This is a genomic window from Bacillus sp. Pc3, from assembly GCF_000815145.1.
GTDB classification, from domain to species: Bacteria; Bacillota; Bacilli; order Bacillales; family Bacillaceae; genus Bacillus; species Bacillus velezensis.
In genome coordinates, this window is the sequence record NZ_CP010406.1 from 3,056,668 (window position 1) to 3,070,100 (window position 13,433).

Here is a 13,433-nt window from a genome sequence, read left to right on the forward strand (position 1 = left end):
TTTAGCTTTTCAAAGAAGGAGACTGAAAAAATGAAACAACTGATACATTGGATCAAACAGCCATCCATCAGCAAGCCGCTGATCGCGGCATTTTTAGCCGTATTGGTGCTTCCGGTCGGCATACTCGCCTACTTCAGCTACCAAACGGCGGGGAGTACATTAGAAAGCGAACTGACCCACAGCGCCCAGGGAAATGTCAGCGAACTGAACAGCGTGCTGGAAAACATGCTCGAAGGCAAGCTGAAAGCGATTGACTACTACAGCGAATCAATCACTAAGGAAAAACTGAACACAAAAAATAAATCGGTACTGCTCGACAATATGAAGCAGTATGTCACCGTAAATGACGATGTCGCGTCAATTTACGCCGCGTCTCGCGACAAAGCGTTCGTGAAATATCCGTCCGTTGATATGCCGTCCGATTATAATCCGCTCACGCGCGAGTGGTACACAAAAGCGGTTGAAAAAAGCGGACAGCCGGTGTTTACCGAGCCTTATAAAGACGCTGCAACCGGACAGACGGTCGTTACGATTGCCCAGCAGACAAAAGACGGATCAGGCGTTGTGGCGCTTGATATTAATCTGGGCGACCTGCTGAACGCTTCCGAACGTGTGCAGATCGGTCATAAAGGATTTGCCTTCATTACAACGGGAGATAAAAAATACATCGCCCATCCGACTATAAAAGCGGGAACGGAGGGCTCCGGAGAGTGGATGAAAGAAGTATTTTCCAAATCAAGCGGATCGTTTGAATACATGTTTGAAGGACAGCAGAAGAAAATGGCCTTCACGACAAACAAACTGACGGGCTGGAAAATCGCCGGCACATTTTTTGTCAGTGAGATCCATGACGCAGCCTCGCCTGTCATGAAAATGGCGCTGATCATCCTGGCGGTTTCTCTTATCGTCGGCGGTATTTTAATCTTTTTTATCATTCGCTCGATTGCAAAACCGCTCAAAAAACTTGTTTCAACATCAGCTAAAATCAGTGACGGCGATTTAACGGAAGTCATTGACATCAAGTCAAAAAATGAATTCGGGCAGCTCAGCCAAAGCTTCAATGAGATGTCGGCATCACTCCGGTCTGTCATCGGCGTCATCCAATCATCCGTCGAACATGTCGCTTCTTCATCCGAAGAGCTGACGGCATCCGCCGGACAGACAAGCAAGGCGACAGAGCATATTACACTGGCGATTGAACAATTCTCAAACGGAAACGAATCACAAAGCGAGAAATTGGGAGAAAGTGCTGATCATCTTTCCCAAATGAATGCCGGCATTGCCGAGACGGCGAATGTATCGGCGGAAATCACTGAATCCGCCATCCAAACCTCTGAAACGGCCGGAAGCGGAGAAGAATTAGTGGCGAAAACGGTAGGCCAGATGAAAACAATTGATCGTTCCGTACAGCAGGCGGAAGCGGTCGTAAAAGGGCTGGAAACGAAGTCGCACGACATTAAGAGCATTCTCAACGTCATTAACGGCATTGCCGATCAAACAAATCTGCTTGCCTTAAACGCTGCCATTGAAGCAGCCAGAGCAGGCGAATACGGGCGGGGCTTCTCCGTCGTTGCGGAAGAAGTGAGAAAGCTTGCCGTACAATCAGCCGGCTCCGCGAAGGAAATCGAAACGCTGATTCAGGAAATCGTCAAAGAAATCGCCACATCGCTTTCCGTATTCCAAGCGGTGAATCAAGATGTGAAGGAAGGCCTCGATATTACGGATCAAACGGCCGAAAGCTTCAAAAAAATCTCAGAAATGACGACTCAGATTTCAGGCGCCTTGCAGCATATGAACGGAACGCTTGAGAAGCTTGCAGCCGGGTCGCAAAATGTGACAAACGCGGTGGAGGACATTACCTCAGTCGCCAAAGAAGGGTCCGCCGGCATTCAAGACATCGCCGCCTCAGCTGAAGAGCAGCTGGCCTCCATGGAAGAAATCAGTTCATCCGCCGAAACGCTTGCGCATATGGCTGAAGAACTGCAGCAGGTCACACGGAAATTTACGATTCAGTCTGAAGACGAAGAACAGCTGTAGCGAGCTGTTTCTTTTCCTCATCTGAAAAAAGCGATACACTAATATAAAAGAAGGGAGTGGCAGTGATGAGATTAGAAGGTAAAAAAGTCATAGCGCTTGTCAGTGACGATTTTGAAGACTTAGAGCTTTGGTATCCCGTCTACCGGCTGAGAGAGGAAGGCGCGATCGTTCATTTAATAGGAGAAGAAGCGGGCCGTTCATACAAAGGAAAATACGGCGTGCCCGCGACGGCGGATTACGATTTTAAGAGCCTGATTATTCAGGAGTATGACGCCGTGCTCGTGCCCGGCGGCTGGGCTCCTGACAAACTGCGAAGATATCCCGAAGTTTTGGACATCATCCGTACGATGAACGAGCAGAAAAAGCCGATCGGCCAGATCTGCCATGCGGGCTGGGTGCTCATATCTGCCGGAATTCTCGCAGGAAAAAAAGTAACGAGCACGCCCGGCATCAAAGACGACATGACAAATGCAGGGGCACAGTGGCTGGATGAAGCTGTCGTAACTGACGGCCACATTGTATCAAGCCGCCGCCCGCCCGACCTTCCGCAGTATGCAAAAGCGTTTGCTGACCTGTTAGCGTCCAAATAAAAAACATCCGCCCGAATCAGGGCGGATGTTTTTAGTTTTGATCGGCGGGAAAGACAATTCCTATTTGTTTTCTCGCTTCTTCCATAATGCTTGCCGTAATGAAAGAACGTTCAAATGTATTTTCGGAAGACTCCCGCTGTCCGTTTCGAAGAAGATTGATGAATTCAGCCGTTTCGTAGTACATCGATGGTTTCAGATCAGGGACTGAAATGTCTTCCGTCCGGCCGTCACGATAGCGGATTTCCGCCCGTTCCGGTCCGTGAATGCTGTCCAGAACGATCGTGCCGTCTTCACCCTGAATTTCCGCCGGGGCAAACGAATTTGAGATTTTCGAATGCATCAGCACCGCTTCAAATCCGTCGTATGACAGAATGACCGTACCTTCGCCGTCAACGCCGGATGCTAGTTTATGACCGGTCGCAATGACGTTTTTCGGTTTGCCGAACAGGACGACGGCCGGATAAATGCAGTACACGCCGATGTCCATTAACGAACCGTTCGATAATTCAGGCTTAAACGCGTTTAGCACCGTACCGTTTTTATATGCATCATATCGTGATGAATATTGGCAGTAGCTTGCCGTGAATCTCCTGACGGGTCCGATTTTATGTAAGTGGTTTTGAAGCATGCTGAAGTTCGGCAGGAACGTTGTTTTCATGGCTTCCATCAAGAGAACGCCGTTCGTTTTGGCTGCGTGAATCATTTCATCCGTTTCCCTTGCGTTAGACGCAAACGGTTTTTCGCACAGTACATGCTTGCCGTGTTCCATAAAAAGGACCGCCTGCTCTTTGTGAAATGCATTCGGGCTGGCGAGATACACCGCGTCATAAGCTTTGCTTTCCGCCATTTCTTTCAGGCTGGTGAAATAATGAGCAGCGCCGTGTTTGCCGGCGAATTCCGCCGCGCGTTCCTCAGTTCTGGAATAAACCGCCGTTAATTGAAAATCATCAATAGCAGAAGCCGCCTCCAGAAATCGTTCTGTAATCCAATTCGTTCCGACTGTTGCAAATCGAATCATTGCTATCGCTCCTTCTATGTATTGGCTTACATTATAGCTTTTTTTCTGAGAAACATAAATGGAAAAAAGGCTGCCGGCTAAAGGGATAGGAAAAATTCCCATAGAGACCGGTTATTATTTTTCATTACAGGAACGATAGTGTACAATTTAAGTAAAATACATATGATGGAGGAACAATAGTGGAAACATTGCAAACATGGGGCGGCAGATTTAAACAGTTTTTCTTAGACAATAAATTTGTCTTGTTTTTGCTTGTATTGCTGCTCATCGGTCTCAATATCCTTGTCTTTATGAAGACATCATTTATTTTCACACCTATTATCGTCCTGCTCAAAACGATTGCGCTCCCCGTCATTTTGACAGGAATTGTTTATTATCTGCTTAATCCGATCGTAGATATATTGGAAAAAATAAGAGTGAAAAGAGTCTATTCCATCCTGCTCCTTTACCTCATTATTATAGGGCTGATTACGATTACGGTCGTTTCAATTATTCCGTTTTTAAAGGAACAGATCATGAGCCTGATCGACAATCTGCCGAAATATGTGGACATCGTTGAAGATCAGACGAAAAGCCTGATCGGAAGCGATTTTGTAAATCAGGCGCAAAAGACGATGAATATCAACATTTCCGATCTTGCTAATAAAGTATCGGCGCAGGCGGCGACAATTGCAAACAGCACATTTACCGGAGTCGGGAATTTTATCGGCGCGCTGACGGAAGTGATTATTTCAATTGTGACCGTGCCGTTTATTCTGTTCTATTTGCTGAAAGACGGCAAAAAACTGCCGATTTATATCTTAAAGTTTGTGCCCACCCGTCTGAAAGAACAAACGTATACGATGCTTAGTGAAATGAACCACAGATTAAGTTCCTATATCAGAGGACAGGTCATCGTCAGCTTCTGCATCGGGTTTTTATTATTTATCGGCTATCTGATTATCGGACTTGATTATGCGTCACTGCTTGCGGTCATTGCCGCTTGTACGAGCGTTGTTCCGTATTTAGGGCCGACCATTGCCATCACGCCGGCGATTATTATCGCGTTGGTCACTTCGCCCCTTATGCTGCTGAAGCTTGCGATTGTATGGACCGTTGTCCAGCTCGTGGAAGGGAAATTAATTTCGCCGCAGATCATGGGGAAAAATCTTCACATTCACCCGATTACCATCATCTTTGTTCTTTTAACCGCCGGAAAGCTGTTCGGGGTTGTCGGCATTATTTTAGCCATCCCGGGGTATGCGGTCATCAAAGTGGTCACGACCCATCTGTTTGATTGGTTCAAAATGCGTTCGCATTTATATGAAGAAGAAAAAAATGATGCTGTATCGAAGTCATAAAATCGGAACGGACATGATATTTATTATAAGACAGGCTTTCCTTCAGAGGAGAGCTTCTCTTTTGTAAATGATGAATGAAGGGAAGAATGGGATGACACTATGGGAGATGTTCACAGCAGCCGTTTTGGGAATCGTGGAAGGGCTGACGGAGTACGCGCCGGTTTCTTCCACGGGACATATGATCATAGCGGATGACATCTGGCTGAAATCCGGAAGCCTGATGAATCCGGAAGCCGCCAATTCCTTCAAAGTGGTGATTCAGCTCGGTTCGATTCTGGCGGTAGCCATTGTGTTTAAAGATCGGATATTACATTTACTCGGCCTCAAAAAAAACGTCGCGCGCGATCAGCAGAAGGGATACAGGCTGACCATCGCGCAAATCGCCGTCGGTCTTGTTCCGGCGGCGGTGCTCGGCTTTTTATTTGAGGATTTCATTGACCGCTATTTATTCTCCGTCAGAACGGTCGCTTACGGATTAATTGCCGGAGCCGTGCTTATGCTTATAGCGGACTGGATCAATAAAAGGAAAGAAACGATCGATACGGTAGACAGAATCACCTACAAACAGGCTTTCTGTGTCGGATTATTCCAGTGTCTCGCCTTATGGCCCGGATTTTCCCGCTCAGGCTCAACGATTGCCGGAGGTGTCATTGTCGGCTTGAATCACCGGGCAGCCGCAGACTTCACATTTATTATGGCCATTCCGATCATGGCGGGCGCAAGCCTTCTGAAGCTGGTGAAATACTGGAGCAGTCTTTCTTATGACATGATTCCGTTTTTTCTTGTCGGCTTTATCTGCGCCTTTGTCGTCGCCCTCTTAGTCGTCAAGTTTTTTCTTCGGCTTATTAACCGGATTAAGCTTGTCCCCTTCGCCATTTACCGTGTCATCCTCGGCATCATTTTAATCATGCTCGTGCGATAAACGAAGAGGCCCCCGGAGGGTCTTCTTTTTATGTTCGAAAAACGTCTCAGGAAAATATGAGCAAACTGAATTTTCTGCTTGAAATTCAAAGAAGACTCGTCTATAATAAAACATGACGTTACAGCACGGGGCCATAGCTCAGCTGGGAGAGCGCTACGCTGGCAGCGTAGAGGTCAGGGGTTCGAGCCCCCTTGGCTCCATACCTTTAAACCCTTATTCTATAAATAAGGGTTTTTTTGTTTTTTTCATCTTCTGCGGCAGCCTCTATGTTCTGCTTCATTTCTAACAATTCAAAATAAAGGAAAGAGAGAAAATGAAAAAGAAAATCTATCTTATATTATCTCTGTCAGCGGCACTGGCACTTCTTTTAACAGCGCTCCCGGCTCTTTCTCCCGTCGTCTTCACGTCTGCTTCAGAAAAAGGAGCCATCAGGCATGACATTTATAAAAAAGGATATCCGTATCAAAGCTACTTTGCGATTCTTCGAAAAGAAGAAGGCGGCGGAGAGGCCGGGAACCTTTATTATGTAAATTGGTTCAATTGGAAAGATGAAACCGGACAGACGCCGCACGTATGTTATTCAAAAAAATCGTCCGAAGGCGAGTACAAAGTAAGCTGCGGAACCGGACCGTGATGATCAAGAGCCCCTCTTCAATGAGGGGCTCTTTCTGTCAATGCCGCTCTGGCTCTCCGTTTAATATCCCCAATATAACGGCGTATCATAATGCCGATACGGATCATTCGGATAATGCGTATTTGGCTGATAAGGCTTATTCATATCATGAATACCCGTGTTTTCAGACTGTCCGCAGTATTTATCGGGACCTATCACAGTTGATTGCCGGATCGGTGAAACGGCTTTTTCCCACTCATGCTCATTCAGACAGTACGTATGCGCCATGATCTCAGGCGGCGTCAGACGGAGAATATCCGAGCCGTATATCACTTCAGGCGAAGGGGCGTCAAATATGGCCAAAAGGTGGGTTTTGTCTGAAGTGGCGACTTCATAATGCCACCACCCCTGCGGAACATTCGCTACTTGTCCTGAAGAGATCGGATAATTCCGTATTTTCTGCGTGAACGGATTCAGCATCGACACCACCGCGGAACCCGAAATACAGTACACCAATTCAGCGGCGTTTTGATGGGTATGCGGTTCAATCACATTTGTTTTGCTCAGAAAGATATCTAATAATGAAATATTTTCAAGCGTGTTTAACTGTTTAATCCCTAATACATTGATAAAGTTCCGAGCATCTTTCGTAAAAAAACGGCTCTCATTCACATCATAAGTGAACTGTGTATTCGGAGACGTGTAATCGATATTGGAAACCATGCACTCCCCCGCTTTCATCTTTAAACGTATATTCCCAAATATATGTGTCCCTGTTTCACCGGGTGATAAAAAAAGGAGGTGAAATCCATAAATTCCAAATCCAACACAATATTGTGACGACTTTTTTAAAGATTCATTTTCAATATATCTTTTATTCGAAATATCTCTTACTATAAAGATATATTGAAAATACATCTTTAGAAGGGTTGAGGATTAACATGCTGGATGAGAGAACAATAGACATCATCAAAAGCACAGTACCCGTATTGAAAACACATGGAGAAAACATCACCGGACGCTTTTATAACCTGATGTTTCAAGATCATCCCGAACTGTTAAATATGTTTAACCAAACGAACCAAAAGAAACAGACTCAGCGCGCAGCATTGGCAAATGCAGTCATTGCGGCTGCGGCGAATATTGATCAAATAGAACAAATCATTCCGGCGGTCAGACAGATCGGCCATAAACACACAAGCATCGGTGTAAAACCGGAACATTATCCGATTGTCGGAAAGTATCTGCTTCTGGCAATTAAGGATGTGCTGCAGGATGCCGCAACTCCTGAGATTATGCAGGCATGGGAAAAAGCTTACGGTGTTATTGCGGAGGCTTTCATCGGCATTGAAAAAGACATGTACAATGAAGCCGGATGGCAGGGGTATAAAGAATTTACGGTTATACAGAAAACGAAAGAAAGCAAAGATATCACATCATTTTATATCAAACCGAGTGACGGCTCTTCGCTTCCTGGATTTGAAGCGGGACAATATATCAGCATTAAAGTGCTGATTGCGGATTCTCCTTATACGCACATTCGCCAGTACAGCCTGTCTGATGCTTCTCAAAAAGGGGCATATCGGATTTCTGTGAAAAAGGACGGAGTGGTTTCTTCTCATCTCCACAATGAAGTTCAAGAGGGAGATAAACTTGAAGTCAGCGCACCCGCTGGGGATTTCAAGCTGTCTTCTTCCGAAAAACCGGTTGTTCTTATCAGTGCCGGTTCCGGAATCACGCCGATGATGAGCATGCTGAAAACAGCCGCCGAAAAACAGCCGGAGCGTGCCGTTACTTTTATTCATGCCGCGAAAAACGGAGTGTACGCCGCGTTCCGCAAAGAGGCTGAACAAGCTGCGGAGAATCATCCGAATATTAACGTCATTTATGTATACAGTGAACCGGCAGAACAAGACCGCTCAGGAGACAAGCCTTTTCACAGGGGCAGGATTGATCAAACCTTTCTGGAGCAGCTTCATCTGAATCAAGATGCTGAATTTTACTTGTGCGGATCAGCACAGTTTATGACGGAAATGAAAGACATGATTCTTGCTCTCGGGTTTGACACTGATTCCATTCAATATGAATTGTTCGGCCCTCAGCTGAGCATGGCATAACAAAAAAGACTCCTCAAAGAGGAGTCTTTTTTATTTGCACAATGTGTTCTTTCTCCGTCTTTTTCCCTATTTTATTGAAATTTTCATCAATGACCAGTAAAATTATAAATCTAGTGATTCCGGAATTAAAGGAAGGTTGATATGAAAAAGAAAGCAAAGACCAAAAGGGTGCTTGGGTGCCTTTTTGCTGTATCTCTTATATTCGGATTATTTCTGGTATCAATGGTGTTTTCGAAATTCATAGTGACGGAAGAAAAACCGCCTGAAGAGGTGGACGAGCAGCAGGTCTTTATTGACAGCCTTTCGGGGCATGCTCAAATTTTATATGAGAAATATCATGTCCTTCCGAGCATCACCCTCGCACAGGCCATTCTCGAATCGGACTGGGGGAACAGTGAGCTTGCGGGGAAAGCGCGCAACCTGTTCGGTGTAAAAGGTGATTATAAAGGAAAACACGTCACGATGAAAACGGATGAATTTGAAAAAGGAAAACGAAAAACGATTCGGGCAAAATTCCGTAAATACAGCACGTTTTTTGAATCAATGGATGACCATGCCAAATTATTTGTCAACGGAACGTCTTGGAATAAAAAGAAGTATAAGCCTGTCATTGAAGCGGACAATTATAAAACTGCGGCGGCTGCCCTTCAAAAATCCGGTTACGCCACAGACCCCGGCTATGCTGAAAAAATTAAAGATGTCATAGAAACCTATAACCTGAATGAATATGACAAAATCAATGCCTCTCTTAAAGCAGTTGATATGAAAGGCGCCATCAAAGACCACGCCATTGAAGACGTGTGGTCCAAGCCGTCAAAAGAGCGGCATTCTATTAAACTGGCATCGGCGCAAAAGTTTACCGGCGAGCTTATTAAAGTCGTATCTGAAAAGCAAAACGGAGAATCCGTCTGGTACCAAATCCAAGTGAAAGATGAGCTGATCGGCTGGGTTGACCAAACCGCCGTCCAGTTAAGTGAAGAAACATAAGCATCAAAAAAAGCCGGCAGCCCGCCGGCTTTTTTACATTCCTTCAGTTTCAAACCTTTTAATATCACGTTTATGCCCCATCAGCACAAGGCAGTCACATTCATGAATGACAGTCTCCGGAGAAGGGGACAGCTGAATGTCGCCGTTATGTTTCAAGGCGAGAATGGTGCAGCCGAATCTGGCCCGGACGCCGAGATCAAGAATGGATTTTAAATGCAGCTTTTTCGTGGCTGAAAGCTCCACGATGCTGTATTCATCTGACAAATCAATATAATTTAAGACGTTTTCATCCGAAAGGCTTTGCGCAATCCGCACGCCCATATCCTTTTCGGGATGGATAATACGATCAGCACCGATCTTTTCAAGCACTTTGTGATGATAATAGTTTTGCGCTTTCACCCAAATATTAGGGATGTTCAGCTCCTTCAATAACAGCGTCGTCAGCGTGCTTGCCTGAATGTTGGCGCCGATTGCTACGATGACATATTCAAAATTTCTGATGCCGAGCGACTGAAGCTCGCTTTCTTCCGTTGAATTTGCCCGCACAGCATGCGTGGCATAAGAGGAGTATGCGTTGACCCGCTCTTCGCTGATATCGACCGCAAGCACCTCATGCCCCATTTTAAAAAGCTCTTTACAGATGCTTCCGCCGAAACGGCCGAGTCCGATGACGGCAAATTGTTTATTTTTGATTTTTCCCAATCCTCATAACTCCTTAAGAAACTGTTTTCGTCACTCCAAATACAACAAACAAGAATGTACTCCTGTTTCAAGGGTTTGTCAATGCGAGGGCCGGAAGAAAGAAAACAGCACAAAAAAAGACCGGCTGACAAGCGATGGGCTTGTGCCGGTCCGTTTTTCGCAATTATTTGCAGTTGCAAGGCTGTGTCGGCGGTGTGCTGCGTTTTTGAACAACAATTGTGTCCTCAGCATAGAATTTAGAGCCGATGCTTAATGATTTATTTTCTGCACGGAACTTATATGTACCTGCAGCAGGCAATGTTTTATTATTAAGAGAAAGTTTAAATTCCGCTGCGCCGAGCAAATCAATGTTTAACGGAAGTCTGACTGTTTTGCCGTTATTCAGAATCTGTCTTTCACGCAAAGCGTGTCCGTTGACTGTATCTTTTGTTGTAGCCGCAAATCCGCTAGGAAGGGTAAATTCCATAACGCCTAAGCTCAGGATCGTGTTCGGACGGTACGTCAATTCGATATCAGAAAATGACCATTCCTGCTGGCTGGCACCTGTATATTTTGCAAATAAGGTAGCAGTCGCTTTCGTGGACATTTCCGGCTCGTGAACGGTTGAGCCTGACTCAGCGGCGAATGACGCTGTCGGCAGAGAAAGAAGCAAAACCAGGCCGAATAAACTTGCCATGACAGTTGAGAAAAATTTCTGTTTCATTTTCATAAATCCCCCTAAAAAAAAATTTGCTGATTGTTCTTAAAAAAGAACGACCATACCTATAAAAATTTACCATCAATTTTAATGGAAGTAAATGGGGTTATGTTCCTATATTTTCTCAAAAATAATCAAATCACGACAAAAAACGCCTGATTTTGATTCAGGCGTTTTTTTCGTCCGTTTCTATCGGAATAAATTTAAAAATCTCCCCGCTCTGAACCGAGTCAGCGAGACGCTTCAGCCAATGATAATAAGCTTTCGAACTTTCAAGCTGATCATATAACTGCCGCGCTTCTTCCTGTAATTCCGTGTTGCCTTCCTCGGCCAGCAAAACGGACTGCAAATCCGCCTGGGCCTGTTCGATGGCGGACAAATTCACCTGAACTTCACGATCCCATTTCGGCGGGAAGAAATTCGTGAAAAACGTAAAGAAATCTTTTTCCGCTACAAACGTATGCTTCCGTGTGCCGCGGTGAAAGGTTTTTTTGACCACATTTAAATCCTGCAGCTTTTTTACGCCTGTGCTCATACTCGGTTTGCTCATCTGCAGTTCCTCACGCATTTCGTCAAGCGTCATTTCATCCCTCATATACATTGTTCCGTATAAAATCCCGACACTTCGAGTGATTCCGTAAAGATCCATCGTCTCTGCAATGGAATCAATGACAAGATCCCTGGCTTGTTCTATAGCTGCGAATTCTGGATTCTCATCCATACTGTCCCTCTTTTCCTCTTGAAGTTTAAATTTGTTAAGTCATTTCTTTATGTTCTTAATCTTAACGAATCATGACAAAATGTCAAAATCTAAACGGACTGACCGGGTTTTGACAGGCAAAAAAACATATGTTAAATTAATATTGTTAAAAACATTAAATTTTTATTTAACAAACTTACTTTTCGGTAAGGAGGACTTTTATGAGCAAAACGCTTTATATCGGCGGCGAATGGATCAGTGCAGAAAAAAAACAGACCCGCCGTATCATTAATCCATTTAATCAAGAAGAAATTGCAACGGTATGCGAAGGAGACCGGAACGATGCGGTGAAAGCCATCGCCGCAGCCAGAAAAGCATTTGATGAAGGGGAGTGGCCGGTGCTTTCCGGGCTCGAGCGCGGACAATTTGTTCTGAAAATTGCGGAATTAATCAGACGCGATCTGAACGAATTAGCTGAGCTGGAATCGCTCGATACAGGAAAAACGATTGAAGAAAGTAAAGCCGATATGGATGATATCGCAAATGTATTTCAATATTATGCCGGTTTGGCGGATAAAGACGGAGGCGAGGTCATTTCATCTCCGATTCCCGATTCCGTAAGTAAAATCGTCAGAGAGCCAATTGGCGTATGCGGACAAATTACGCCGTGGAACTATCCGCTCCTTCAGGCGAGCTGGAAAATCGCTCCCGCTCTTGCGGCCGGAAACACGATCGTTTTAAAGCCGAGCGAGATTACTCCGCTGACAACCATTAAAGTCTTTCAATTAATAGAAGAAGCCGGTATTCCGAAAGGGGTCGCCAATCTTGTGCTGGGGCCGGGCGCCTCTGTCGGCGACGAGCTGGCGAGAAACCTCGACGTCGATTTGGTCTCTTTTACGGGCGGAATTGAAACAGGCAAAAAAATCATGCAGGCGGCAAGCGGCAATGTGAAAAAGATTGCCCTGGAGCTTGGCGGCAAAAATCCGAATATCGTATTTCGAGATGCAGATCTCGAAACAGCTGCAGATCAAGCGCTGAACGCCGTGTTTTTCCATGCCGGCCAAGTTTGTTCGGCAGGGTCACGTCTTTTGGTGGACGAAGCCATTCATGATGAATTTTTAGCCGAGCTGATCAAGCGCACGAAACGCATCAAATTAGGAAATGGTTTTCATGAAGATACGGAAAGCGGTCCGCTGATTTCCGCCGAGCATCGGGCCAAAGTCGAAAAATACGTAGAAATCGGTATCGAAGAAGGGGCAAAACTGGAAACAGGCGGCAAACGTCCTGATGATCCCGCCCTTCAAAACGGTTTCTTCTATGAACCTACTATTTTCTCAAACTGCGAGTCTGATATGCGGATAGTCCAAGAGGAGATTTTCGGCCCCGTTTTAACAGTTGAGTCATTTTCATCTGAAGAAGAAGTGATCAGACTTGCCAACGATACCATTTACGGGCTGGCCGGAGCGGTATGGTCAAAGGATATTGAAAAATGCGAACGCGTAGCCGCCAAACTGCGGATGGGAACGGTATGGATCAATGATTTCCACCCGTATTTCGCGCAAGCGCCATGGGGCGGGTACAAACAATCGGGCTTCGGCCGCGAACTCGGCAAAATCGGTCTGGAAGAATACACGGAAATCAAACATATTTACCGCAACACGAAACCTGCGGCAGTGAACTGGTTTCAAGCATAACGAGGAGGAGATACAA

At 45.4% G+C, this 13,433-nt stretch carries 13 protein-coding genes and 1 tRNA gene; 9 read left to right on the forward strand and 5 right to left on the reverse strand.

Features of this window, described 5'->3' with window-relative positions; all coding sequences use genetic code 11:
* Positions 1-30 precede the first annotated feature (30 nt).
* Together tlpB and SB24_RS14610 are read left to right on the forward strand one after the other, a co-directional pair.
* Positions 31-2,037 carry a methyl-accepting chemotaxis protein gene (gene tlpB, locus SB24_RS14605; protein ID WP_039254117.1) on the forward strand — a complete coding sequence of 669 codons (2,007 nt, stop codon included), beginning with the start codon at positions 31-33 and terminating at the stop codon, positions 2,035-2,037.
* 65 nt (positions 2,038-2,102) lie between these two features.
* On the forward strand, positions 2,103-2,627 hold the full coding sequence (locus tag SB24_RS14610; RefSeq protein WP_003152143.1) for a type 1 glutamine amidotransferase domain-containing protein: 525 nt from the start codon (positions 2,103-2,105) through the stop codon (positions 2,625-2,627).
* A gap of 31 nt (positions 2,628-2,658) precedes the next feature.
* Here the strand turns inward: SB24_RS14610 and SB24_RS14615 are convergent, their stop codons facing one another.
* Positions 2,659-3,645 carry a Gfo/Idh/MocA family protein gene (locus SB24_RS14615; RefSeq protein ID WP_015240454.1) on the reverse strand — a complete coding sequence of 329 codons (987 nt, stop codon included), beginning with the start codon at positions 3,643-3,645 and terminating at the stop codon, positions 2,659-2,661.
* 179 nt (positions 3,646-3,824) lie between these two features.
* Between SB24_RS14615 and SB24_RS14620 the strand changes: the two genes are divergently transcribed.
* The 4 genes from SB24_RS14620 (at position 3,825) to SB24_RS14635 (ending at position 6,541) form a co-directional block, all read left to right on the forward strand.
* Positions 3,825-4,985, forward strand: a complete 1,161-nt coding sequence (locus SB24_RS14620) for an AI-2E family transporter (protein ID WP_007613339.1) — start codon at positions 3,825-3,827, stop codon at positions 4,983-4,985.
* Between the two features lie 91 nt (positions 4,986-5,076).
* Entirely contained in the window at positions 5,077-5,907 is an 831-nt protein-coding gene (locus SB24_RS14625; protein WP_039255061.1) for an undecaprenyl-diphosphate phosphatase, read from the forward strand.
* Between the two features lie 127 nt (positions 5,908-6,034).
* Positions 6,035-6,107, forward strand: a tRNA-Ala gene (locus SB24_RS14630).
* A gap of 113 nt (positions 6,108-6,220) precedes the next feature.
* On the forward strand, positions 6,221-6,541 hold the full coding sequence (locus SB24_RS14635; RefSeq protein WP_039254122.1) for a hypothetical protein: 321 nt from the start codon (positions 6,221-6,223) through the stop codon (positions 6,539-6,541).
* 60 nt (positions 6,542-6,601) lie between these two features.
* On the opposite strand, the gene SB24_RS14640 is transcribed toward SB24_RS14635, so the two are convergent.
* Entirely contained in the window at positions 6,602-7,243 is a 642-nt protein-coding gene (locus SB24_RS14640) for a cupin domain-containing protein (protein ID WP_039254125.1), read from the reverse strand.
* A gap of 218 nt (positions 7,244-7,461) precedes the next feature.
* Here SB24_RS14640 and hmpA point away from each other — a divergent pair, with 218 nt between their 5' ends.
* Both hmpA and SB24_RS14650 read left to right on the forward strand, forming a co-directional pair.
* Positions 7,462-8,637 (forward strand): NO-inducible flavohemoprotein, encoded by a 1,176-nt coding sequence (gene hmpA / locus SB24_RS14645; protein WP_039254126.1) that lies wholly within the window; start codon positions 7,462-7,464, stop codon positions 8,635-8,637.
* A gap of 141 nt (positions 8,638-8,778) precedes the next feature.
* Positions 8,779-9,624: a glucosaminidase domain-containing protein gene (locus SB24_RS14650; RefSeq protein WP_039254129.1), complete on the forward strand. Its 846-nt coding sequence runs from the start codon at positions 8,779-8,781 to the stop codon at positions 9,622-9,624.
* 33 nt (positions 9,625-9,657) lie between these two features.
* Here the strand turns inward: SB24_RS14650 and SB24_RS14655 are convergent, their stop codons facing one another.
* From SB24_RS14655 to cudC, 3 genes are all read right to left on the reverse strand, one after another.
* Positions 9,658-10,326, reverse strand: coding sequence for a potassium uptake protein KtrA (locus SB24_RS14655; RefSeq protein WP_007613331.1), 669 nt, complete (start codon positions 10,324-10,326; stop codon positions 9,658-9,660).
* A gap of 163 nt (positions 10,327-10,489) precedes the next feature.
* Positions 10,490-11,029, reverse strand: a complete 540-nt coding sequence (gene bslA / locus SB24_RS14660) for a biofilm surface layer hydrophobin BslA (protein WP_015240450.1) — start codon at positions 11,027-11,029, stop codon at positions 10,490-10,492.
* Positions 11,030-11,189: 160 nt separating this feature from the next.
* Positions 11,190-11,744: a transcriptional regulator GbsR gene (cudC, locus tag SB24_RS14665; protein WP_032869843.1), complete on the reverse strand. Its 555-nt coding sequence runs from the start codon at positions 11,742-11,744 to the stop codon at positions 11,190-11,192.
* A gap of 200 nt (positions 11,745-11,944) precedes the next feature.
* On the opposite strand from cudC, the gene betB reads away from it, so the two are divergent.
* Entirely contained in the window at positions 11,945-13,417 is a 1,473-nt protein-coding gene (gene betB, locus SB24_RS14670) for a betaine-aldehyde dehydrogenase (RefSeq protein WP_015418071.1), read from the forward strand.
* Positions 13,418-13,433 lie beyond the last annotated feature (16 nt).

What these genes read in the sequence shown, in the direction of transcription:
- tlpB (WP_039254117.1), top strand. Translation starts at nt 31, where the DNA reads ATGAAACAACTGATACATTGGATCAAACAGCCATCCATCAGCAAGCCG.
- SB24_RS14610 (WP_003152143.1), top strand. Translation starts at nt 2,103, where the DNA reads ATGAGATTAGAAGGTAAAAAAGTCATAGCGCTTGTCAGTGACGATTTT.
- SB24_RS14615 (WP_015240454.1), bottom strand. Translation starts at nt 3,645, where the DNA reads ATGATTCGATTTGCAACAGTCGGAACGAATTGGATTACAGAACGATTT.
- SB24_RS14625 (WP_039255061.1), top strand. Translation starts at nt 5,077, where the DNA reads ATGACACTATGGGAGATGTTCACAGCAGCCGTTTTGGGAATCGTGGAA.
- SB24_RS14635 (WP_039254122.1), top strand. Translation starts at nt 6,221, where the DNA reads ATGAAAAAGAAAATCTATCTTATATTATCTCTGTCAGCGGCACTGGCA.
- SB24_RS14640 (WP_039254125.1), bottom strand. Translation starts at nt 7,243, where the DNA reads ATGGTTTCCAATATCGATTACACGTCTCCGAATACACAGTTCACTTAT.
- hmpA (WP_039254126.1), top strand. Translation starts at nt 7,462, where the DNA reads ATGCTGGATGAGAGAACAATAGACATCATCAAAAGCACAGTACCCGTA.
- SB24_RS14650 (WP_039254129.1), top strand. Translation starts at nt 8,779, where the DNA reads ATGAAAAAGAAAGCAAAGACCAAAAGGGTGCTTGGGTGCCTTTTTGCT.
- bslA (WP_015240450.1), bottom strand. Translation starts at nt 11,029, where the DNA reads ATGAAACAGAAATTTTTCTCAACTGTCATGGCAAGTTTATTCGGCCTG.
- cudC (WP_032869843.1), bottom strand. Translation starts at nt 11,744, where the DNA reads ATGGATGAGAATCCAGAATTCGCAGCTATAGAACAAGCCAGGGATCTT.
- betB (WP_015418071.1), top strand. Translation starts at nt 11,945, where the DNA reads ATGAGCAAAACGCTTTATATCGGCGGCGAATGGATCAGTGCAGAAAAA.